Source organism: Lentzea sp. NPDC004789 (assembly GCF_053601075.1).
In genome coordinates this window covers 41,828-62,187 of the sequence record NZ_JBSGBE010000018.1, presented here as the reverse complement: position 1 = coordinate 62,187, position 20,360 = coordinate 41,828, and the positions used below count along the sequence as shown (strand labels likewise).

Below are 20,360 nucleotides of genomic sequence, written 5' to 3'. Positions count from 1 at the left end.
CGGCTCGTGGGCTTACTCGACGTGCTCGACGCGCGGCTCGGTGACGGGCTGGAGAAGGTGCTGTGCACCCACCACGCCAGACGACTGCGACGGCTCGGGTGGGGTGAGGTGCTGGACGGCGAGGGCGCGGGGTGGTTCACCCCGCGCCGGCCTGTTCAGCACGGGAACTCCATCGAGGTCCTGGTCGACGGCGCGAACGCGTTTCCCGTGGTGGCGAAGGCGATCGAGGGTGCGCAGAAGTACATCCACATCGCCAACTGGCACGCCTCGCCGGACTTCCAGCTGACCCGCGAACCGGGCGCGCCGCAGCTGCGTGAGCTGCTTTCCGCTGCGGCGGAACGGGTTCCGGTGCGCGTGCTGCTGTGGGCGGGGCCACCGGTGCCGTTCTTCGAACCGACGCGCAAGCGCGCTTTGGCGGCGCAGCGGGCGTTCCTGGAGTGCGGTGCGATCCGGTGTGAGCTCGACGCGCGGGAGCGGACCCTGCACTGCCACCACGAAAAGGTCGTGATCGTCGACGACGTGGCGTTCGTGGGCGGCCTCGACATGACCGCCGTCGAGGGCGACCGCCACGACTCACCCGAGCACCCGCCGCGCGACCTCGGCTGGCACGACCACATCGCCAAGCTGGAAGGCCCGGTCGTCGCCGAGGTGGCCGGGCACTTCGCCGCGCGGTGGCTGGAGATCGCGGGCGAGACGCTGCCCGCGCCCGAGGTGCCGCCCGAGGCCGGGTCGTCGTCCGTGCAGCTGGTGCGCACGGTCCCGGAGAACACCTACGACTTCGCGCCGCACGGCGACTTCAGCCTGCTCGACTCGTACCTGCGGGCGCTGCGGTCGGCCACGTCGCTGATCTACCTGGAGAACCAGTTCCTGTGGTCACCGGAGATCACCGAGGTGCTGCTGGCGAAGCTCGCCGACCCGCCGACGCCCGAGTTCCGCATCGTGCTGGTGCTGCCGCAGAAGCCCAGCAACGGTGCCGACACGACCCGCGGGCAGCTGGGCCGTTTGCTCGACGCGGACCCGGATGGGCGGGTCGTCGCTGCAACGCTCGTCGCACATGGCGATGCTCCGATCTACGTGCACGCCAAGCTGTCCATTGTGGATGACAGGTGGATGTCCGTCGGTTCCGCGAACCTGAACGAGCACTCGTTGTTCAACGACACCGAGGTCAACGTGGTGACCGACGACGCCGACGTCGTGCGCGCCACCCGGTTGCGGATCTGGGCGGAACACCTGGAGGCGGACGTCTCGGGGCCGGCGCACGAGGTCGTCGACCACGTGTGGCGGCCCGCGCTGGAACGCCCGGCGCGGGTGACCTCGCTGCCGGGGGTGTCCCGGCGGGCCGGAAGGTTGCAGGGACCGTTACGCGGATTGCTGGTCGACGGCTGATCCTGAGGTCTAGTTTGACGACGTGGCCAACGAGGTGACGATCCCGCTGCTGCCGTGCGCCTCCATCGACGAGGTGGCCGAGTTCTACGTGATGCTCGGGTTCACGGTCGTGTATCGGCAGTACCGGCCCAACGCGTACCTCTCGGTGCGGCGCGAGGAGATCAACCTCCACTTCTTCGGCATCCCCGGCTACGACCCCTCGTCGTCCTACAGCTCGTGCCTGATCCAGGCCGAGGATCCGCGGGAGCTGTACGAGGCGTTCGCGCACGGCATGCGCGCGGTCTACGGGAAGGTGCTGGTGTCCGGCATCCCGCGGATGACCCGGCCGCGCCGCGACGGATTCCTGATGGTCGACCCCGGTGGCAACTGGATCCGGGTGGTGCCGGCGGTGCGGGAGCCGGAGGCCGTGCGGAACGGGCTGACTCGGGCGTTGCGCAACGCGGCGACGCTGGCCGGGTCGCACGGGGCCGAGCGGCAGGCGTTGAAGATCCTCGAAGGGGCGTTGGCGAGGGAGGTCCACGCTTCGGAGGACGAGCGGGCGGAGGCGCTGGAGTTCCGCGACGAACTGCTTGAACGGCTGGGTCTGCACGGCTGAGGGGCCGGTGGGGGAATGCTTCTCGAACTGCTCGGGGTCCTGCTGGGTGTCGGAGGCAGCGCGGTGAGCCTGGGCATCCCGCTGTGGCACAGACGTGCCCGTCGCAAGCGCGGCAAGTCCGCCGAGTAGTCCTTGACGGCTTAATCTACATAGGTAGTATTGCTGGTGTGGAGCCACTGCAACGCATCGGCAAGGCCACCGTCGACGTGCTCGAAGTGTTGTTGAGCGCGGACGAGCCGCGGTGGGGGCTGGAGATCATCAAGCTGACCGGGCGGCCGTCGGGCAGCGTTTATCCGTTGCTGGACCGGCTGGAACGGGCTGGTTGGGTCACCTCGGAGTGGGATGACGACGCGGAACGGCGCGGGCCTCGGCGGCGGATGTACCGGCTGACGGCCGAAGGGGCCGCGGAAGCTCGTCGCGTGGTTGCGAAGGCCGCTCCGGCACCGCGTTTCGTGCCTCGGGCCGCGCAATGAGAGCGGCGTTGTTGTTGGTGCGGTTCGCGGCGGCCGTTGTGGGTGATGTGCGCTATCGCGAGCAGTGGGAAGCGGATGTTGTCGGGGCGCGCGAACTCGGCATGTCGCCGTTGGGTGTCGCGTTCGGGGTGGTGCGCGCTGTTGTTGCCATACCGTCGAAAGGAGCCGTCGTGGCTGGGATCGGTCCGTTGGGGATGGCGTTGAAGCACTCGCAGACCCCGCGTGGGCGGGTGCTCGCCATCGCCGTGGTGTCGGCGTTGTTGATGCTGGGCGGGATCGTCCTGCTGTTCGCTTGAGCAAATAGCTCGGTGTCGTTTCGGCAGGACCGGGCTTAGCTTCGGGCGGTGGCGAACGAACTGACCATTCCGCTCCTGCCCTGTCCCGACATCGACGAGATCGCGTCGTTCTACGAGATGCTCGGCTTCTCTATCACCTACCGGCAGACGCGGCCGAACCCTTACGTCGCGGTACGGCGTGAAGACATCAACCTGCACTTCTACGGGATGGCTGGCCACGTCCCCGAGCGGTCGCACAGCACGTGCCTGGTCATCGTGCAGGACACGAGCGAGCTGTTCGAAGCCTTCGCCGAAGGCATGCGGGCCGTGCACGGGAAGCTGCTCATCTCCGGCATTCCGCGGATGACCCGGCCGCGGCTGCGCAACGACAGGTACACCGGGTTCACCGTCGTCGATCCCGGTGGCAACTGGATCCGGATCAACAAAGCGGCGAAAGAGCCGGAAGCGACGTCGAAGCTCGCCAAGGCCATGGAGGACGCCGCTCGGCAGGCCGACGCACGCGGTGACGAACGGCAGGCGTTGAAGATCCTCGAAGGTGCGCTGAAGCGGGCCGACGCGGCTGATCCGGGGTTCGAGGAGGCTCGGCAGTACCGCGACGAGCTGGTCGAACGGATCAGCGCGTTTGGGCAGCGTCCAGGCGCTTGAGCGCGGCGCGCACCACCTCGGGGTCGTAGGTCGTCCAGAACGGGGGGAGTGAGGCCCTGAGGAAACCGCCGTAGCGGGCGGTGGCCAGCCGGGGATCCAGGACGGCCACCACGCCCTTGTCCGACATCGAGCGCAGCAACCGGCCGGCGCCCTGGGCCAGCAGCAGGGCGGCGTGCGTGGCGGCGACGGTCAGGAAGCCGTTGCCGCCGCGCGAGTTCACGGCCTTCTGGCGTGCGGAGGCCAGCGGGTCGTCCGGGCGCGGGAACGGGATCCGGTCCATGATCACGAGCTGCAGGCTCGGACCGGGCACGTCGACGCCCTGCCACAGCGACAGGGTGCCGAACAGGCACGTGCGCTCGTCCTCGGAGAACTTCTTGACCAGCAGACCCGTCGCGTCGTCGCCCTGGCAGAGGATCGGGTGGTCGAGCTTGTCGCGCAACGCGTCGGTGGCCGCCTTGGCCGCCCGCGTCGACGAGAACAGCCCGAGCGCCCTGCCACCGGCGGCGTTCACCAGTCCCTCGATCTCGTCGAGGTACTCCGGCGGCAGCCCGTCCCGGCCTGGTTGCGGCAGATGCCTTGCCACGTAGAGGATTCCGCTCGACGCGTGCTGGAACGGCGACCCGACGTCGAGCCCTGTCCACTTCGGACCGTCGACGTCCTTGATCTCCTTGTCCGTGGCCGCGCCCTCGATCTTGCGGACCTTCTCCGACGGCGGCAGGCCCCACTGGCGCGCCATCGTGTCGAACGCGCCGCCCAACGTGAGCGTCGCGGACGTCAGCACCGTGGTGCGCTTGGCGAACAGCCGCTCCCGCAACAGCCCGCCGACACCCAGCGGCGCCACCCGCAGCACCGGCGCCTTCTGGTTGAAGTCGCCCGACACCCACACGACGTCGTGCTCCTCGCCGAACGCGTCGAGGATCCGCACCGCGCAGTCGTGCACCTCTTCGAGCAACGACAGCGCGAGCTTGCGCGCCGTCGCCCCCTCGACGTCCTCCTTGCGCTCCGGCCCCATCGCCGACACGCAGTTGTGCGCCGCGTCGCGCGTGGCCGCCAGCGCACCGGCCAGCGCGCGGGGCAGCGCGTCGAGCCGGCCGGACGGCATGTCCTCCAGGATCATCGCCAGCCCGTCGCTCGCCTCGGCGAGCCGGTCCGCGACATCCTGGTCGATCAACCGGCCGCACCGGCGCGCGGCCATCGCCACCGACGCCCCGCTCAGCTCCTCCGTGGCCACCGACGTGACGCGGTCGACGAGGTCGTGCGCCTCGTCGATCACCACCACGTCGTGGTCCGGCAGGACCTGGTAGCCCTCCAACGCGTCGATGGCGAGCATCGCGTGGTTCGTGACCACCACGTCCGCCTTGCCCGCCTGCGCCCGCGCCTTCTCGGCGAAGCAGTCGGACCCGATCGGGCACTTCGACACGCCCAGGCACTCACGCGCCGTGACCGACACCTGCCGCCACGCCTGCTCGCTGACTCCGGGCACGAGCTCGTCGCGGTCGCCGGTCTCGGTGTCCGACGACCACTCGTGCAGCCGCTTCACCTCGCGCCCGAGCCGCGACACCGCGAACGGGTCGAACAGCCCGGCCTCCTCCGGCTCCTCGGGCGCGCCGTTGTGCACGCGGTGCATGCACAGGTAGTTGCGCCGCCCCTTGAGGATGGCGAACGTCGGCTCCCGCCCGAGGTCGGACTTCAACGCCTTGGCCAGCCGCGGCAGGTCGCGGTCGACCAGCTGCCGTTGCAGGGCGATCGTGGCCGTGGAGACCACCACCGTCTCCTCCTCGGCCACCGCGTGCCTGATCGACGGCACCAGGTACGCGAGCGACTTGCCCGTACCCGTCCCCGCCTGCACCGCGAGGTGCTCGCCCGTGCGGATCGCGCGGTCGACGGCCTCGGCCATCTCCACCTGGCCAGGGCGCTCCGCACCACCGACGGCGCGGACGGCGGTCTCCAGCAGGCTCAGCGAGGGGGGAACTTCAGGCACGGGACAAGACCGTACCCGGAGGGTCCGACAGTCCTCGCCGGAGACCGGCGAGGACCCGGTCGAATCACCTGATGCGACAGGTCTTGGTGCTGCCGTCCCTCAACCCGGTCTCCAGGTAGCACCACGTGGTGGCCGGTTGCTGGCTCGACGCGTCGGGCTTGTAGAAGATCTGCACCGAGTGGCCGATGGACCACCACCAGCCGCCCATCAGGGCGCATCCACCCGCCCACACGGAGCCGTAGCTGTCCATCTTCGTCCACTGGCCGTGCTGGTTGCGTCCGTCGATCGCGACGCCGAGCCGGCGGCCGGTGTCGTTGCAGATCTCGACCTGCACCGACGGCTCCGAGGCGTTGGCGGCCGGCGGCGCCACGACACCGGCGAGAGCGACTGATCCCAACACCGCCGCCGCGACTTTGAGTCCAGGACGGACCATTGATCTCTCCTCAGGTTCAGCTGCGGGACCACGACTCGGCCCCGTCGTTGCCGGACCAGTGAACGTGACCGTGGACGGCGGCATCCACGTGCGGAGCGGCGATTCCGCTGTTGCGGAAAGAATTTCCGGCTCCTGCCCGCGAACTTCTGACCGGTCAGATGTCGGCGAGGATCCGGTCGAACAGCTCGATGGCAACGTGTGCGTGCCGCACGGTCAACTGCTTGCTCGCGTCTTGCCGAGCAGCCACCAGCTCCAGGACCGGCAGGTCGGGCCAGCGGGCCGCCGCCAGCTCGCCGGCGCGAGACTTGCTCACGATCTCGTGCGTCCGGATGGTGTGCCACAGCCGCGCCGGTCCGAGGCCGATCCACAGCCCCGGTTCCCTGGCCAGCTCCTCCTGCGGATCCCGGGGACGGCTCTCGATCGAGAACCTGGCGTAGTCGATGCGCTTGCGCCAGTAGGTGTCGAGGTTGTCGCGGCAGTACGCCTCGACCTCAGCGGCGGTGACCGGACATGTGGGCCGTGCGCCGCGCACGGTCTGACCAACGGTCCGCAGCTGCTGCCACAGCACCGGCGTCACCTCGCCGGCCAACGGCGTCACCTCGGACACCGGCTTCTCCAGCGCCCCCGCGAGCACCACCGCGACGTCCGCGCCGTCGACAGCGGGCAGCTCGGCAGGTGACGACAGCTCGATCACGATGTCCAGATCGGAGTCGGCCACGACGTCGTCCAGCACGCGCGAGCCGTAGACGTGCGCGCCCACCACGAGACCGGGCAGGCGCGCGTCGAGCAACGACAGGTGTTCCCCAGGTGTGATCACCTGGTCCAAGCTACCGATCAGCTGATGCGGCAGGTCTTGGTGCTGCCGTCCCGCAGGCCCGGCTCCAGGGTGCAGTAGGCGCGGTCCCCTCGCGGGATCGGGTTGTCGGCGAAGTTGAAGATGATCTGCACGTAGCTGTCGACCGCCCACCACCAGCCGGCCTGCAAAGTGCATCCGCCGCCCCGCACGAGGCTGTAACCGGTCTGCACCTCCTGGCCGTTCTGGTTGCGCCCGAAGATCTTGAAGTTGAACGGACGGCTGTTGTCGTTGCAGACCTGGACCTGCACCGACCGCAGCGAGGCGTTGGCCGTCGGCGGGGCCACGACTCCGGCGAGAGCGACTGACGCGAGCACGGCTGCCACGGCCTTGAGCCCTGAGCGGACCATTGAACTCTCCCTGGTTCAGGTGCGGGGCTACCACCCGCACTTGCCGAACCAGTGAAAAGCGCGCACAGACATGCAGTCCACACGCAGAGTGAGGGTTCCTCGGTTTCAGAGGCGGTTTCCGAGGGTTTCGGGAACCGCTCTCAGCGGCGGCGGACGAGCGCCCAGGCTCCCGGCAGCACCCCGGCGGCCAGCGCGATCTTCAGCGCGTCACCGAGCAGGAACGGCACCACGCCGACGGCAACGGCCTTCGCCGGCGACATCCCGGTCACGACCATCAGCCACGGCACACCGACGGCGTAGATCGCCAGGTTGCCCAGTGCCATCGTGCCCACGACGCGCAACGGCGTGCGGTCACCACCACGTCCGGCAAGAGCGCCGACGAGCGCACCCGCGAACACGAAGCCCACGACGTAACCCAGCGACACCGGCGCGCCCGACGAGCCGCCCTGGAACCACGGCACGCCCGCGACGCCCGCGATCAGGTAGAGGAGCATCGACGTCGCGCCGCGCTGCCAGCCCAGAGCGGCGCCGACGAGCAGCGCGGCGAACGTCTGGCCGGTCAACGGCACCGGATTGCCCGGGATCGGCAACGAGACCTGGGCGGCGAGACCGGTGAACGCGGCACCGGCCAGCACCAGGGTCAGGTCGCGGACGAGTGCGCCCGGCACGAAGTCGGCGAGCACGGTGCGACGGGGCGCGAGTGCGAGAGTCACGTTCCCTCCCTGGCGGAAAGCGGCGGAGAAGCTGAGGTTAACCAGAGAAACTCGAGAACGTCTTTGTCGGATCTCGACAAAGTGACGGGTTACACATCAAGGGCGGCCTTGCCCGCTGCCCGGTCGGTGTTGCGCCGCGTCTTGGTCCAGCCGTTGTTGCCGCGCACCAAGCGGATCAGCGCGCGCCACGACGTGATGTAGAAGGTGTAGATGTACAGCGCGTAGCCGAGTCCGTACCCGATGGACCTCCAGAAGCCCACGGGCACACAACGTGCGCGATAGACCGGTCCCCACAGGACGAACGGCAACAGTCCGAACGCGCCGTACACGGTGAAGAGGATCCACGCGCCGTCGAAGAACCACGTCACGACCTCGGCGGGCGACACCACGAACCGGTAGGCCATCAAGGCCATCGGGATCGGGTAGATCAACGTGCCGAGCAACTGCATCCACGGTTGCGCGAGGTAGTACATCATCTCGGCCGCGCCCAGCGTGGTGAGGTGCTCGGAGTCCCAGATCCGCCGCAGGTAACGCATGCACTGCATGGTTCCCTGGCCCCACCGCGTGCGTTGGGCGAGGAAGCGGCGCAACGAGTACAGCGCCTCCTGGTTCACGTGCGTGTCGAGGGTGAACCCGGTGTGCCAGCCCGCGGTCAGCAGGTGCACGCCGAGCTCGAAGTCCTCCAGCAGCGAACCGCGCCACGGGCTGCCGGTCGGCCCGGCGATCGAGTCCAAAGCGGACAGGCGGGTGAACTGACCGTTGCCGCCCATGGAGATCGTGCCGGTGGCGCCGCGCGACAGCTGGATCGCCGCGATGGCCGTGCGGAACTCCAGGTCCTGCATCCGCACCAGCCCGGCGCCGAACGCCCTGCGCCACCACGACACGCCCGGCTGCCGCTGGCCCGCGTTGATCATCCGCACGTCCACCTGCACGGCACCGATCCGCGGGTTGCCGAAAAGATGTTGTGCCGCGCAGACTTCCAGGCAGTTCGGGGCGGGACGGCCGTCGGCGTCCACCACCACGACGATCGCGCGGTCGGCGTCCGCGCGCCGGCCCATCCACATCTTCAGCGTCCGGTACGCGTCGTTCAGCGCGTTGCCCTTGCCGGTGCGGGCATACGGGCGTTGACGCTGCACGAGGTGGATGTGAGGGTCACGCACACCACCGTTGCGCTTCAACGTCCGCACGACGCCGGCGGTGCGGTCGTCGGAGTCGTCGTCGATGACCCACACGTGCGCGATGGGGAACGTCGTCCGCAGATACCTGATCGTGTCACCGATGACCGCCTCCTCGTCGCGGCACGGCACGAAGAAGTGCCACTCCAACGAGTTCGGCACGCCGACGGGGGCGGGTTTGCGCCGCAGGTACGGCACCACGATCACGAACACGTACGTCACGAAGGCGACGCTCATGGTCAGAGCGAGCGCCTGCGTGAACCCGAGAACGAGGTCGAGGCTCACTTGCGGGTGGCCAGCCAGACGAACGCCACGAGAGCGGCCGCGCCGCCGAAGACGCTGACGATCGAGCCGAGCAGCGTGTGACCCCAGTAGTAGCCCGTGTCGACGCCGAGCCAGTTCACCAGGCCCACCAGCGTGAGCACGCGGAACTGGTTCACGACCACGACCGCCAGCGCCGCCACGCCCAGCGCGACCAGCACGCGCGCCTGGATCCGCGGCCGCAACGCGATCATGATCGCGCCCACCACGATCAGCGGCAGCACCAGGAACGCGGACGTGCACTCCGGCGTCATCCGCAGCCCCAGCGGCGTGTCCGAGCCCAGTCCGAAGTAGACGGTCTGCCGGTCGGCGACCACGTCCACGCCGTACGAGCTGATGACGCTGAGGATCGCGCCGGACAGCGAGATCTCCGCCGTGCGGTAGAGGCGGTGTGCGAACACGAGTCCTGCGGCTGCGGCGAGCAGGACGACCACCGTCACCCGGCTCGGGAATGCGGTGCGGCGCACGGCAAGCGTCACCCGAGGATCCTTTCCACACGATGAGGGAGCGCCCAGACGGGCTACCTGACGTTCCATCGGTTGACGGAACGTCAGCCCTCACCCCCGGATCGGGTGACGCCGTGACCCGAAATTGATCAAAAAGTCCACGATGAGTGGCGTTCATTGGGCGAGACGAGTGGTCGTGTCGCCCGATACGGGGAGTAACCCTCAGTTCCCTCGAAAGAAAGCCGATGCCGGTAATTGCCCCCGGAAAGCGTGAAACCAGATTGGTACCACCACGCCCTGGGGCCGGAGGAATCAAGGGAAGGAGTTTCATGCGTGTCCGAATGACGGGACTGGCAGGAGTCATCGCGATTGCCGCACTCCTGGTCGGTGCCGCACCTGCTTCGGCCGCTCCGGGGGACGCCTCGGCCTACGGTGCGAGGCTCAACGTGACGCTGCTCGGCAACCCGGCGGTCAACGCCGAACCGTTCGCCGCCGCCAACGCGAACGGGCCGACGCAGAACACGTTCGTCGGCGTTGACCTGCCCGGGCTGCTGAAGACCGGCGTCATCAACGCCTCCGCGTCGCGGGACGACAAGTCCGGCGGCGTGTACTCGCGGGCGAGCACCGCGGACGTCCGGGTCGACCTGCTCTCCAAGGTCACCGGCAAGATCTCCGCCGAACTGGTGGAGGCGGAGTGCACGGCGACCCAGAAGGGGCTCGTCGGCAAGTCCAAGCTCGCGGGCGTCAACCTCGGCAAGCTCGGCCAGGTCAATGCCGATCCGGCACCGAACACGGTTCTCGACGTGCAGCTGGCCGGCGTCAAGATCGCTGAAGTGATCTTCAACGAGCAGTACAAGAACGACGACGGCAGCCTGACGGTCAACGCGATCCACCTCAAGCTGCTGCAGGGCAAGCTCGGCTCCCTCGGCACCGGCGACGTGATCATCTCGTCCGCCACCTGCGGTCCCGCCGGCCTGCCCATCCCGATGGCGTCGGGTGCGGGCCTGTGGCTCGGCCTCGGCCTGCTCGGTGTCGTCGCCGCTCCGGTCGCCTTCGTGGCGCTGCGCCGCCGCGCGTCGCTCAAGTCCGAGCCTTCTTTCGGGCAGGCCTGACCGAGGAGCGGCAGATGTACAAGGTCCCCGGTACCGGCATCGGAGTCGGCACGGGTGTCGGAGCCCTCGCGGTGACCGGCGCGGACGTGACGTGGTGGATCGTCGCGGGAATCGTCCTCCTGCTCGTGGGCGCGTTCCTGCTGCACAGCACGCGCAAGAAGCGCATCCCCGCCATGGCGAAGACCAGAAACCGAGCTGGCTGATCAGGCCCGCCTGGGGTTGCCCCCGGTCCCAGGCGGGCCACCCGGTCTCCCCGAGAGAGGACAACGGTGAGCAAAGAAGTTCTGCTGGTGGCGGGCACGCGGCCAGAAGCCGTGAAGATCGCCCCGGTCGCGATCGCGTTGAGGGGGCACCCCGGCCTCCGTCCCACGATCGTCCACAGCGGACAGCACTCGGGCATGGTCGAGCAGGCGCTCTGCGCGTTCGACCTGGTGCCGGACGTGCGGCTGGACGTGCCCAGGGTCAACGGGACCCAGGCCGAGCTGGTCTCCAGGCTGTTACCCGAGTTCGACGCCGTGCTGGCGGAACGCGACCCCGCGGTCACCCTCGTGCAGGGCGACACGACGACCACGCTGGCCGCGGCACTGGCGTCGTTCTGGCGCGGAATCCCCGTGGCGCACCTCGAAGCCGGTCTGCGCACCGGTGACCTCTACGGCCCGTTCCCCGAGGAGGGGAACCGGCAGATGATCTCCCGCATCACCTCGCTGCACCTCGCGCCGACCGACGACGCCGCGAACGCGCTGAACACGGAATCCCTGCCGGACAGCCACATCGTCGTCACCGGCAACACGGTCGTCGACGCCGTGCAGCGCGTGGCGTCCGCCAACCTCCCCGCGTCCAGCCCGGACCTCGTGGCCCTGGAACGCACCCTGGACGCCACCGGCGGCCGGCTCATGCTCGTCACGGTGCACCGCCGCGAGTCGTGGGGCCGCCCGCTGATGCGCGTGCTGAACGCCGTGCGCTCCATCGCCGACCGCCACCCCGACGTGCACGTGCTGATCCCTGCGCACCCGAACCCCGGTGTGCGCGAACAGGTCGTTTCCCTGTTGGGCGGCCACGAACGCGTGGTCATCACCGACCCGTTGGACTACCCCGACCTGGTGCGGGTCCTCAAGCGCGCGGCCCTCGTGCTGACCGACTCCGGCGGCATCCAGGAGGAGGCGCCCACGTTCGGCGTGCCGGTGCTGGTGCTGCGGGAGACCACCGAACGCATGCTCGCCGTCGACGCCGGGTGCGCCTGGCTCGTCGGCACCGACACCACCCGCATTCTCGCCGAAGCGGGATGGGTGCTCGGCTCCCGGCTGCGGCTTCCCTTGGGGCGCAACCCGTTCGGCGACGGGCGTGCCGCGGTCCGGGTGTGCGCCGCGTTGGAGAGGTTGGCGGGCCTGCCGACCGCTCTGCCGCGCCGGGAGCCGTTCGCCACATTGGTGGGCATTCGCTGACGGGCAGTTCGCCTGTCACCCGCTCGTGTAATTGCGAATTCACGAATGGGTGACATGGGGTGCCGAACTGTTATCAGCGCCACCCATCACAACCATTATCGGGCGGTGGGAATTCGAGCCGCAGGGGAGAAGGCAACAGTGCGCAGGAGTTTGGTCGCAGGAGCGGTGGTCGCGTTGACGTTCGCGACCGCGGCACCCTCGCTCGCCAGCAACCCACCCGGCACCGCGTCCGCCGGATCCGCCGACTTCGCCAAGGCGGACCAGACGTTCAAGGTCGACCCGCTGGCCGTCTGCAACGTCAACCCCGACGCGGCGGGCACCGTCACCGGATCGAGCCCCGCGCAGAGCCGCAACGGGCTCAAGATCGGTGAGACGTCCTCCACCTGCACGACCGAGGTCGTGAACCAGGAGGAGTTCGTCACCAGGACGAAGTCGGTCGCGACCGGCGGCGGGTTCGAGCTGTCGGCGCTCGTCGCGGCGAAGGGGCCGCGGCTCAAGATCGGCGAGTGGAAGATCACCTGCGAGGCCACGCAGGAGGGCACCGCGGCCGGGTGGGAGCTCAAGGGCATGTCCGGCTGGTCCGGGCTGCCGCAGCAGATCCCGTCCGGGTACGTGTACGAGGTCAAGTCGAGCACCGGAACCGTGCTCGCCAAGGCCAAGTTCACCGACACCGTGTTCCCGGTGCCGAACGACGGCAGCCTCGCCATGACGCTGCTGAAGATCACGTTCGAACCGTCGTCCGGCTACTCGGGCAGCATCACCGTCGGCGCGGCGGCCTGCTCGCCGACGCCTTAGGCGACCACGACACCCGCGGCGCGCAGCTCGGACAGAGCGGTGTCGCGGGTGTTCTCGGCCACGGCGGCGGTGAGGCCGACGAGCACGGTCGTGCGGAAGCCGTTGCGCTGCGCGTCGAGGGCGGTCGCGCGGACGCAGTGGTCGGTCGCGATGCCGACGACGTCCACTTCGGTCACGCCCCTGTCGGTCAGCCAGCCCGCGAGGTCGTTCTCCGCCTCGAAACCCGAGTACGCGGCGGCGAACCGGCCCTTCGTGAAGACCTGCTCGACCTGTGCCACGTCGAGCTCGGGGTGGAACGACGCACCGGGCGTCCCGGCCACGCAGTGCGCGGGCCAGGTGTCAACGTAGTCCGGCGTCTCCGAGAAGTGCGAACCCGGATCCACGTGGTAGTCGCGCGTCGCCACGACGTGGTCGTAGGGCGACGTGGCGATGTGCCGGGAGATGGCCGCCGCGACGGCCGCGCCACCCGCGACCGCGAGCGAACCGCCCTCGCAGAAGTCGTTCTGCACGTCGACGACGATCAGCGCCTTGGTCATCGGGACTCCTCCAGGTAGATCGTCGGGATCGCGGGCTCACCGCGTGAGAGCTTGAGGCCTTCCCACGGCACGCTCACCAGTGCCGCGCGCAACCGTTCGCGGCTCTGCTCCAGCGTGGGCACCTCCGGCGTGACCTGTCCAGCGCGCATCAGCGGGATCTGCACGAGCCGGTCGCACTCGCCGAGCTCCGGTTCGGCGGAGGCCTGGAACACGACCTCCTCCAGCGCCGTGCCGGTGTCCTTGTGCCGCCGCAACGCCTTCTTCCAGCCGCCGCGCGACTGCTTGGACGTGCTGCGCTTCTCGACGTGCCTGCCGTCGACCTCGACCAGCTTGTAGACCATGCCCGCGGTCGGTGCCCCCGACCCTGTCACGACCGAGGTGCCGACGCCGTACGCGTCCACGGGTTCGGCGCGCAGAGCGGCGATCGAGTACTCGTCGAGGTCGCCGGACACGACGATGCGGGTGTTGCGGGCACCCAGCGAGTCCAGCTGGTCGCGGGCCTGCCGCGCCAGCACGCCGAGGTCGCCCGAGTCGATCCGGATCGCGCCCAGGTCCGGACCGGCGACCGCGACGGCGGTCTTGATGCCCTCGGTGATGTCGTAGGTGTCGACCAGCAACGTCGTGCCGGCGCCCAGCGCCTCGACCTGGCTGCGGAACGCCTCTTCCTCGCTGTCGTGCAGCAACGTGAACGCGTGCGCGCACGTGCCGGCCGTCGGGATGCCGTGGCGGCGTCCGGCTTCGAGGTTGGAGGTCGCGGTGAAGCCCGCGAGGTAGGCCGCGCGGGCGCACGCCACGGCGGCTTCCTCGTGGGTGCGGCGCGAGCCCATCTCGATCATGCGACGGCCGTTGGCCGCGGTGACCATGCGGGCCGCGGCGGACGCGATCGCGCTGTCGTGGTTGAGGATCGACAGCGCGAGGGTCTCCAGCACGACGCCCTCGGCGAACGACGCGCGCACGGTGAGCACCGGCGAACCGGGGAAGTACAGCTCCCCCTCGGGATAGCCGTCGATCTCGCCGGAGAACCGGTAGTTCGCGAGCCATTCCAGCGTCGCGTCGTCGACGACGGCGTTGCGGCGCAGCTGGTCGAGCTCCTCCTCGCCGAAGCGGAAGTCCGCGATCGCGTCCAGCAACCGGTTCACCCCGGCGACGACGCCGTAGCGGCGGCCGTCGGGAAGCCTGCGGGCGAAGACCTCGAACACGCACGGACGGTCACCGGTCCCGTCACGCAGCGCGGCCGCGAGCATGGTGAGCTCGTAGTGGTCGGTCAGCAACGCCGTCGAGTTCATGGTCACCAACCCTAAGGTCGCGTCCGGTTTAGCCGCACGCGGTCTCCGCCACTGCGGCGAACATGACACCATTGGCGGTATGACCACGCCCGTCGAACAGGAACGGACGCAGCCAGAGGCCATCGGCGCGGAGATCGCGGCCGAGGACCGGCCGTGGCAGACCGTGGTCTGGAACGACCCGGTCAACCTCATGTCGTACGTGACGTACGTCTTCCAGAAGCTGTTCGGCTTCAGCAGGGACAAGGCGACCAAGCTGATGCTCGACGTGCACCACAAGGGGAAGGCGATCGTGACATCGGGCACCAAGGACAAGGTGGAGGCCGACGTGGCGAAGCTCCACGCGGCAGGGCTCTGGGCGACCATGCAGCGGGCCTCGTGAAGCGGTGGATCCGCGACGGTGACGTCGTCATCGGCAGACTGGACCGCCAGGAGGCCGCGGTCGTGCGCGGTCTCGTCAGCCAGATCCAGGACATGCTGCTGGCCCGCGCCGAGGAGGCGCCCCAGGACGAGCTCGCCGAGCTGACCGGGATCAGAACAGGCCCGTCGGAGGCGCCCGACGACCCGATCCTGGGACGGCTGCTGCCTGATTTTCACCGGCTGGACGACGACGCGCCCGACCCGGACGAGGTCAACTCGGCCGCGGCGCTGCGGTCGTTGCACGAGCCGGAGCTGCTGGACCAGAAGACCGGCGCGGCCGAGATCGTGCTGCAGACCTGCTCGCCCGACGGCGGCGAGGTCCGGTTGTCGATCGGCGAGGCCGAGGCGTGGCTCGCGTCGTTGAACGACGTGCGGCTGGCGCTGGGCACCGCGCTGGACGTCACCGAGGACATGCCGGACGAGCTGCCGCCGGAGGACCCGCGGTCGCCGCACCTCGGGGTGTACCACTGGCTGACCTGGGTGCAGGACACGCTGGTGGAAGCGATGATGCCGTGATTCCCGGTGTCCTCGTCGGCCACCACCACCGCGTCGAACCCGGCTGGGCCACCGGCACGACCGTCGTGCTCGTCCCCGCCGGTGCCGTCGGCGCCGTCGACGGACGCGGTGGCGCGCCCGGAACCCGCGAGACCGACCTGCTCGACCCGGCGAACCTCGTCCAGCAGGTGCACGCCATCTGCCTGAGCGGCGGCTCGGCGTACGGGCTCGCGGCGGCGGACGGCGTCATGCGCTGGCTGGCGGAACGCTCGATCGGCTTCCAGGTCGGCGCCCAGCCGCACCACGTCGTGCCGATCGTGCCGGGCGCGGTGATCTTCGACCTGCCGATGTCGGAGTGGGGCAACCGGCCCGACTCCTCGTTCGGCTACGCGGCCTGCGAGGCCGCCGCCGAGGAGTTCGAACTGGGCTGCGTCGGCGCGGGTGCCGGCGCGCGGGTCGGTTCGCTCAAGGGCGGTGTCGGCACGGCGACCACCAAGGTCGGCGAGCACCACGTCGGCGCGCTCGCCGTGGTGAACGCGGCCGGTGAGGTCGTCGACCGCGCAACGGGTCTGCCGTGGCTGCCCTCGCTCGGCACCACGTCCGTCGAGCTGCCCGAACGCAAACCGGAAGGCCTCAACACCACGATCGGCGTGGTGGCGGTGGACGCGGCACTGTCCAAAGCGGAGTGTCAGCGGCTCGCGATGGCCGCGCAGGACGGCCTGGCCCGGGCGGTGCGGCCCGCTCACTCGATGTTCGACGGCGACACGGTGTTCGCGCTGGCCACGGGTGCCGTGCCGCTGGCGGAACCACGACCGTTCGCCTTGGACGCGCTGTGCGCGGCCGCCGCGGAGGTGTTCGCGGAGGCCGTCGTGTCCGGCGCCCGCGAAGCCACCACCCTCAACGGCGTCACGGCGTTCCGCGACCTTTGAGCGCGAGCACCTCGGTCCATTCGGCACTGATCCGCTGGGCCTGCTCGCCCGCCGCCATCAGCTCCTCCGGTGACGCGGTGGCGATCCAGTCCTTCGCCGGACCCTCCGGCAGCTCACCCGCGAGGAACTTCTCCAGCGCGGCGAGGCCCATCTCCCAGCCCGCGCCGAGCCCCCACGCCGTCGCCGACGCGTTCGGGATCAGCTCACCGGGCACGGGGGAGTGCGACAACGTCAGGATCGTCGACTCGCCCTCTTCCTCGAGTCGCACCACCACCTCGGTGACGCCGCCGCCCATCTCCCAGGTCAGACCGATCTCGGCCGGGCGGTCGCAGCGCACGATCTCGCCGCCCGCGTTGCCTTCGAGCTGGTAGCGCCCTCCGGCCCGGAGGTCCCCGCTGATCGGCAGGAACCAGCGGACCAGTCGTTCCGGTGTGGTGATGGCGTCCCAGACGTCCTCCCGGCCAGCCTTGTAGTGCCGCCGGATGACGAGCTTGCCGTCCTCAAAGCTGCGGTCGGTCATCCTCTGCCTCCTCCTGAAGCCTGCGTTCGCGCCTGCCGCGGGCCAGTTCGGTCGCGAGCGCGTCGAGATGCGGTTCCCAGAACCGCCGGAAGTGGTCCAGCCAGGCGTCGATCTGCATCAGCGGGGCCGGCGCCACCGAGTACAGCCGTCGTGTCCCCACGGCCGTGACCTGCACGAACCCGTTCGACCGCAACACCTTGAGGTGCTGGGAGACCGCCGACTGGGTGATCCCGAACTCGGCCTGGACCACGCCGCCGACGTCACCGGCCGCCCGCTCGCCGGTGGCGAGCAGTTCCAGGATTCGCCTGCGGACCGGGTCGCTCAGGACGTCGAACGCGTGCACAGGCCGCACTGTAGTAGCCACCACTAATATTAGCCAGAGCTAAAACAAGCACTACAACGTGGTTATCTCGCATACCGAGACAACTCCCGCCAGCCCGTAGGATTGACGACGTGCTGGTGATTCGCCGTGACCTGGTGGACGCGATGGTGGCCCACGCGCGCCGCGACCACCCCGACGAGGCGTGCGGGGTGATCGCCGGGCCGTACGGGTCCGATCGCCCTGAGCGCTTCATCGAGATGGAGAACGCAGAGAGGTCGCCCACGTTCTACCGGTTCGACGCCGCCGAGCAGCTCAAGGTGTGGCGCGAGATGGACGCCAACGACGAGGTGCCGGTGGTCGTCTACCACTCGCACACCGCCACGGAGGCGTACCCGTCCCGCACCGACATCTCGTTCGCGGGCGAGCCGGACGCCCACTACGTGCTGATCTCCACGCGTGACCCGATCGAGCACGAGGTGCGGTCGTACCGCATCGTCGACGGTGTCGTGACCGAGGAACCCGTCAAGATCATCGAGTCCTGAGTTCGTTTCTGCGGAGGTAGAACCATCATGGCCGTCACCGTGTCGATCCCGACGATCCTGCGCACCCACACCGGGGGCGAGAAGTCGGTGTCCGCCAACGGCGCCACGCTCGCCGAGGTCATCGACGACCTGGAGAACAACCACGGCGGCCTCAAGGCCCGCCTGGTCAAGGAGGGTGCGCTGCACCGCTTCGTCAACGTCTACGTCAACGACGAGGACGTGCGCTTCGCCGGTGGCCTCGACGCCCAGGTGAAGGACGGCGACAACGTCACCATCCTCCCGGCCGTCGCGGGCGGCTGATCTCCGCCATGGCCCGCTACGACTCGCTCCTGGACGCGCTCGGCGGGACACCGTTGGTGGGCCTGCCGCGCCTGTCGCCGTCGGAGAACGTGCGCATCTGGGCGAAGCTCGAGGACCGCAACCCGACCGGCTCGATCAAGGACCGGCCCGCGCTGGCCATGATCGAGGCGGCGGAGCGGGACGGCGTGCTGCGTCCCGGTGCGACGATCCTGGAGCCGACGTCCGGCAACACCGGCATCTCGCTGGCGATGGCCGCGAAGCTCAAGGGCTACGGCCTGGTGTGCGTGATGCCGGAGAACACCTCGACCGAGCGCCGCCAGCTGCTGCAGGCCTACGGCGCGCGGATCGTGTTCTCCCCGGCGGCCGGCGGGTCGAACCAGGCCGTCGCCACGGCCAAGGAGCTCGCCAAGCAGAACCCGGACTGGGTCATGCTCTACCAGTACGGGAACCCGGCGAACGCGGACGCGCACTTCCGCGGCACCGGTCCGGAGATCCTGAAGGACCTGCCGACGATCACGCACTTCGTCGCGGGCCTCGGCACGACGGGCACGCTCGTCGGTGTCGGGCGGTTCTTGCGTGAAGCCAAGCCGGACGTGCAGGTCATCGCCGCCGAACCCCGGTACGGCGAGCTGGTGTACGGCCTGCGCAACCTCGACGAGGGCTTCGTGCCGGAGCTGTACGACGAGTCGGCGCTGACCGGGCGGTACTCGGTCGGCTCCTACGACGCGTTGCGCCGCACCCGGCAGCTGCTGGAGACCGAGGGGATCTTCGCCGGCATCTCGACGGGCGCGATCCTGCACGCCGCGCTCGCCGTGGCGCAGAAGGCCGAGGTCGCGGGGAAGACCGCCGACATCGTGTTCATCGTCGCGGACGCGGGGTGGAAGTACCTGTCGACGGGTGCCTACGCGGGCACGCTGGACGAGGCGGCCGCCCGGCTGGACGGCCACCTCTGGGCGTGACGAAACCCTCTGCCGTTGGCTAGAGGGCACCCTTCCAGGCGAGATCTTCGCTCATGTCGCATCCCCCAGAATGCTCACAAAACCGACGTTGAGCCGACGAGTGATCTTAACTCGTCGGCTCCCGTCTGAGCAGTGATTATTCGGGTTCCGCTAGCCGTTGAACGCGACGCCGGGCAGGCCTGCGCCGATGCCGGGCAGCACGAGCACCGAGCCGTTCAACTGCCGCTCCGCCAGCGCCTGGTCCGGCAATCCGACGCGCGCCGACGTGACGTAGAGGTCGGTGAAGTCCGCGCCGCCGAAGCAGCACGCGGTCGGGTTGTCCACCGGCAGCGCGATCTCGCGGTCGAGCTCTCCGCGCGGGGTGTAGCGGCGGACGGCGTGCCCGCCCCACAACGCGACCCAGACGCACCCGTCGGCGTCGACGGTGAGCCCGTCCGGCCAGCCGTCGGTGTGCCCGACGTGGGCGAGCGTGCGGCGGTTCGCGATCGTGCCGGAGGCGTTGTCGAAGTCGAACACGTCGATGCGGCGGGTCGGGGTGTCGATGAAGTACATGAGCGTGCCGTCCGGGCTCCAGCCGACGCCGTTGCTCGTGTTCACCTCGCCCACCATCACCTTGGCCGCGCCCTCGCCGGTGACCCTGGCGAGCCAGCCCTCGTCGGCGGCCTGGTCGTAGCGCATCGTGCCGGCCCACAGCCGGCCCGACGGGTCGATGCCCGCGTCGTTGCCGCGCACGCCCTCCCGCGCCCAGTAGACGAGCCAGGACTTGGCGCCGTCGCGGTCGATCAGGGCGATGCCGTCGCGCAGGTTGCAGACGATGCCGCCCTGCGCGCGCGGCTTGGCGGCGCCCACGTGCTGGGGCACCACGAGCACCGCGTCGTCGTCCCGTGCGGGGGCGTAGCGGTGGACCTCGGACGCCAGGATGTCCACCCACAGCAAGGTGGAGCTGCTGTGGTCCCACGTCGGCCCCTCGCCGAGCTGGGCCGATGCGCGCACCGCTACTTCAATCGACACCTGATCAGCTTATGGCCACGTACGCTG

The 20,360-nt window shown here is 69.6% G+C and carries 27 protein-coding genes; 15 read left to right on the top strand and 12 right to left on the bottom strand.

Annotated elements, in window-relative coordinates:
• Positions 1-6: 6 nt before the first annotated feature.
• The 5 genes from ACWEIJ_RS33585 (at position 7) to ACWEIJ_RS33565 (ending at position 3,395) form a co-directional block, all read left to right on the top strand.
• Entirely contained in the window at positions 7-1,386 is a 1,380-nt protein-coding gene (locus tag ACWEIJ_RS33585) for a phospholipase D-like domain-containing protein (protein ID WP_449841259.1), read from the top strand.
• A gap of 22 nt (positions 1,387-1,408) precedes the next feature.
• Positions 1,409-1,981, top strand: a complete 573-nt coding sequence (locus ACWEIJ_RS33580) for a hypothetical protein (protein WP_449841258.1) — start codon at positions 1,409-1,411, stop codon at positions 1,979-1,981.
• A gap of 167 nt (positions 1,982-2,148) precedes the next feature.
• Positions 2,149-2,454, top strand: a complete 306-nt coding sequence (locus ACWEIJ_RS33575) for a helix-turn-helix transcriptional regulator (protein ID WP_449841257.1) — start codon at positions 2,149-2,151, stop codon at positions 2,452-2,454.
• Positions 2,455-2,462: 8 nt separating this feature from the next.
• A complete protein-coding gene (locus ACWEIJ_RS33570; protein WP_449841256.1) occupies positions 2,463-2,750 on the top strand; it encodes a hypothetical protein in 288 nt (95 codons plus the stop codon).
• A 48-nt stretch (positions 2,751-2,798) separates the two neighbouring features.
• Positions 2,799-3,395: a hypothetical protein gene (locus tag ACWEIJ_RS33565; protein WP_449841255.1), complete on the top strand. Its 597-nt coding sequence runs from the start codon at positions 2,799-2,801 to the stop codon at positions 3,393-3,395.
• Here ACWEIJ_RS33565 and ACWEIJ_RS33560 read toward each other — a convergent pair.
• The 7 genes from ACWEIJ_RS33560 to xrtP all read right to left on the bottom strand — a co-directional run bounded on the left by ACWEIJ_RS33560 (position 3,364) and on the right by xrtP (position 9,700).
• Positions 3,364-5,292, bottom strand: a complete 1,929-nt coding sequence (locus tag ACWEIJ_RS33560; protein WP_449841398.1) for an ATP-dependent DNA helicase — start codon at positions 5,290-5,292, stop codon at positions 3,364-3,366. The genes ACWEIJ_RS33565 and ACWEIJ_RS33560 overlap by 32 nt on opposite strands.
• 148 nt (positions 5,293-5,440) lie before the next feature.
• Positions 5,441-5,809, bottom strand: a complete 369-nt coding sequence (locus ACWEIJ_RS33555; RefSeq protein WP_449841254.1) for a hypothetical protein — start codon at positions 5,807-5,809, stop codon at positions 5,441-5,443.
• Between the two features lie 154 nt (positions 5,810-5,963).
• On the bottom strand, positions 5,964-6,626 hold the full coding sequence (locus tag ACWEIJ_RS33550; RefSeq protein ID WP_449841253.1) for a hypothetical protein: 663 nt from the start codon (positions 6,624-6,626) through the stop codon (positions 5,964-5,966).
• Between the two features lie 17 nt (positions 6,627-6,643).
• Complete coding sequence (locus ACWEIJ_RS33545; protein WP_449841252.1) at positions 6,644-7,012, bottom strand: hypothetical protein; 369 nt, start codon at positions 7,010-7,012, stop codon at positions 6,644-6,646.
• 140 nt (positions 7,013-7,152) lie between these two features.
• Entirely contained in the window at positions 7,153-7,725 is a 573-nt protein-coding gene (locus tag ACWEIJ_RS33540; protein WP_449841251.1) for a biotin transporter BioY, read from the bottom strand.
• An 89-nt stretch (positions 7,726-7,814) separates the two neighbouring features.
• On the bottom strand, positions 7,815-9,137 hold the full coding sequence (locus ACWEIJ_RS33535) for a glycosyltransferase (RefSeq protein WP_449841397.1): 1,323 nt from the start codon (positions 9,135-9,137) through the stop codon (positions 7,815-7,817).
• Between the two features lie 44 nt (positions 9,138-9,181).
• Positions 9,182-9,700 carry an exosortase P gene (gene xrtP / locus ACWEIJ_RS33530; RefSeq protein WP_449841250.1) on the bottom strand — a complete coding sequence of 173 codons (519 nt, stop codon included), beginning with the start codon at positions 9,698-9,700 and terminating at the stop codon, positions 9,182-9,184.
• A 296-nt stretch (positions 9,701-9,996) separates the two neighbouring features.
• Here xrtP and ACWEIJ_RS33525 point away from each other — a divergent pair, with 296 nt between their 5' ends.
• From ACWEIJ_RS33525 to ACWEIJ_RS33510, 4 genes are all read left to right on the top strand, one after another.
• Positions 9,997-10,779: a choice-of-anchor P family protein gene (locus tag ACWEIJ_RS33525; RefSeq protein WP_449841249.1), complete on the top strand. Its 783-nt coding sequence runs from the start codon at positions 9,997-9,999 to the stop codon at positions 10,777-10,779.
• A 14-nt stretch (positions 10,780-10,793) separates the two neighbouring features.
• Positions 10,794-10,982 carry an LPXTG cell wall anchor domain-containing protein gene (locus ACWEIJ_RS33520; protein ID WP_449841248.1) on the top strand — a complete coding sequence of 63 codons (189 nt, stop codon included), beginning with the start codon at positions 10,794-10,796 and terminating at the stop codon, positions 10,980-10,982.
• Between the two features lie 66 nt (positions 10,983-11,048).
• Positions 11,049-12,221, top strand: a complete 1,173-nt coding sequence (wecB, locus tag ACWEIJ_RS33515) for a non-hydrolyzing UDP-N-acetylglucosamine 2-epimerase (RefSeq protein WP_449841247.1) — start codon at positions 11,049-11,051, stop codon at positions 12,219-12,221.
• A 138-nt stretch (positions 12,222-12,359) separates the two neighbouring features.
• The gene (locus ACWEIJ_RS33510; RefSeq protein ID WP_449841246.1) at positions 12,360-13,016 is read left to right on the top strand and encodes a hypothetical protein; all 657 of its coding nucleotides are present in this window, start codon (positions 12,360-12,362) and stop codon (positions 13,014-13,016) included.
• On the opposite strand, the gene ACWEIJ_RS33505 is transcribed toward ACWEIJ_RS33510, so the two are convergent.
• Both ACWEIJ_RS33505 and ACWEIJ_RS33500 read right to left on the bottom strand, forming a co-directional pair.
• Positions 13,013-13,552 (bottom strand): isochorismatase family protein, encoded by a 540-nt coding sequence (locus tag ACWEIJ_RS33505; protein ID WP_449841245.1) that lies wholly within the window; start codon positions 13,550-13,552, stop codon positions 13,013-13,015. The two genes, ACWEIJ_RS33510 and ACWEIJ_RS33505, sit on opposite strands and share 4 nt — an antisense overlap.
• The gene (locus ACWEIJ_RS33500) at positions 13,549-14,838 is read right to left on the bottom strand and encodes a nicotinate phosphoribosyltransferase (protein WP_449841396.1); all 1,290 of its coding nucleotides are present in this window, start codon (positions 14,836-14,838) and stop codon (positions 13,549-13,551) included. Before ACWEIJ_RS33500 ends, ACWEIJ_RS33505 begins: the two co-directional genes overlap by 4 nt.
• A gap of 79 nt (positions 14,839-14,917) precedes the next feature.
• Here ACWEIJ_RS33500 and clpS point away from each other — a divergent pair, with 79 nt between their 5' ends.
• Genes clpS through ACWEIJ_RS33485 form a run of 3 tightly spaced genes read left to right on the top strand, consistent with a single transcriptional unit; the run spans position 14,918 to position 16,679 of the window.
• Positions 14,918-15,217, top strand: coding sequence for an ATP-dependent Clp protease adapter ClpS (gene clpS, locus ACWEIJ_RS33495; RefSeq protein WP_355441687.1), 300 nt, complete (start codon positions 14,918-14,920; stop codon positions 15,215-15,217).
• Positions 15,214-15,771: a DUF2017 domain-containing protein gene (locus ACWEIJ_RS33490; protein ID WP_355441690.1), complete on the top strand. Its 558-nt coding sequence runs from the start codon at positions 15,214-15,216 to the stop codon at positions 15,769-15,771. The genes clpS and ACWEIJ_RS33490 overlap by 4 nt, the downstream gene beginning before the upstream one ends.
• Complete coding sequence (locus ACWEIJ_RS33485; RefSeq protein WP_449841244.1) at positions 15,768-16,679, top strand: P1 family peptidase; 912 nt, start codon at positions 15,768-15,770, stop codon at positions 16,677-16,679. Before ACWEIJ_RS33490 ends, ACWEIJ_RS33485 begins: the two co-directional genes overlap by 4 nt.
• On the opposite strand, the gene ACWEIJ_RS33480 is transcribed toward ACWEIJ_RS33485, so the two are convergent.
• Positions 16,657-17,199, bottom strand: coding sequence for an SRPBCC family protein (locus ACWEIJ_RS33480; protein WP_449841243.1), 543 nt, complete (start codon positions 17,197-17,199; stop codon positions 16,657-16,659). The two genes, ACWEIJ_RS33485 and ACWEIJ_RS33480, sit on opposite strands and share 23 nt — an antisense overlap.
• On the bottom strand, positions 17,180-17,542 hold the full coding sequence (locus ACWEIJ_RS33475; RefSeq protein WP_449841242.1) for an ArsR/SmtB family transcription factor: 363 nt from the start codon (positions 17,540-17,542) through the stop codon (positions 17,180-17,182). Before ACWEIJ_RS33475 ends, ACWEIJ_RS33480 begins: the two co-directional genes overlap by 20 nt.
• Before the next feature lie 110 nt (positions 17,543-17,652).
• Here ACWEIJ_RS33475 and ACWEIJ_RS33470 point away from each other — a divergent pair, with 110 nt between their 5' ends.
• The 3 genes from ACWEIJ_RS33470 to ACWEIJ_RS33460 are packed head-to-tail and all read left to right on the top strand — an operon-like array spanning position 17,653 to position 19,322.
• Positions 17,653-18,063 (top strand): Mov34/MPN/PAD-1 family protein, encoded by a 411-nt coding sequence (locus tag ACWEIJ_RS33470; RefSeq protein WP_449841241.1) that lies wholly within the window; start codon positions 17,653-17,655, stop codon positions 18,061-18,063.
• Positions 18,064-18,090: 27 nt separating this feature from the next.
• Entirely contained in the window at positions 18,091-18,363 is a 273-nt protein-coding gene (locus ACWEIJ_RS33465; RefSeq protein WP_355441696.1) for a MoaD/ThiS family protein, read from the top strand.
• 8 nt (positions 18,364-18,371) lie between these two features.
• Positions 18,372-19,322 carry a PLP-dependent cysteine synthase family protein gene (locus ACWEIJ_RS33460; RefSeq protein WP_449841240.1) on the top strand — a complete coding sequence of 317 codons (951 nt, stop codon included), beginning with the start codon at positions 18,372-18,374 and terminating at the stop codon, positions 19,320-19,322.
• Between the two features lie 150 nt (positions 19,323-19,472).
• Here ACWEIJ_RS33460 and ACWEIJ_RS33455 read toward each other — a convergent pair whose 3' ends face one another.
• A complete protein-coding gene (locus ACWEIJ_RS33455) occupies positions 19,473-20,333 on the bottom strand; it encodes an SMP-30/gluconolactonase/LRE family protein (RefSeq protein WP_449841239.1) in 861 nt (286 codons plus the stop codon).
• Positions 20,334-20,360 lie beyond the last annotated feature (27 nt).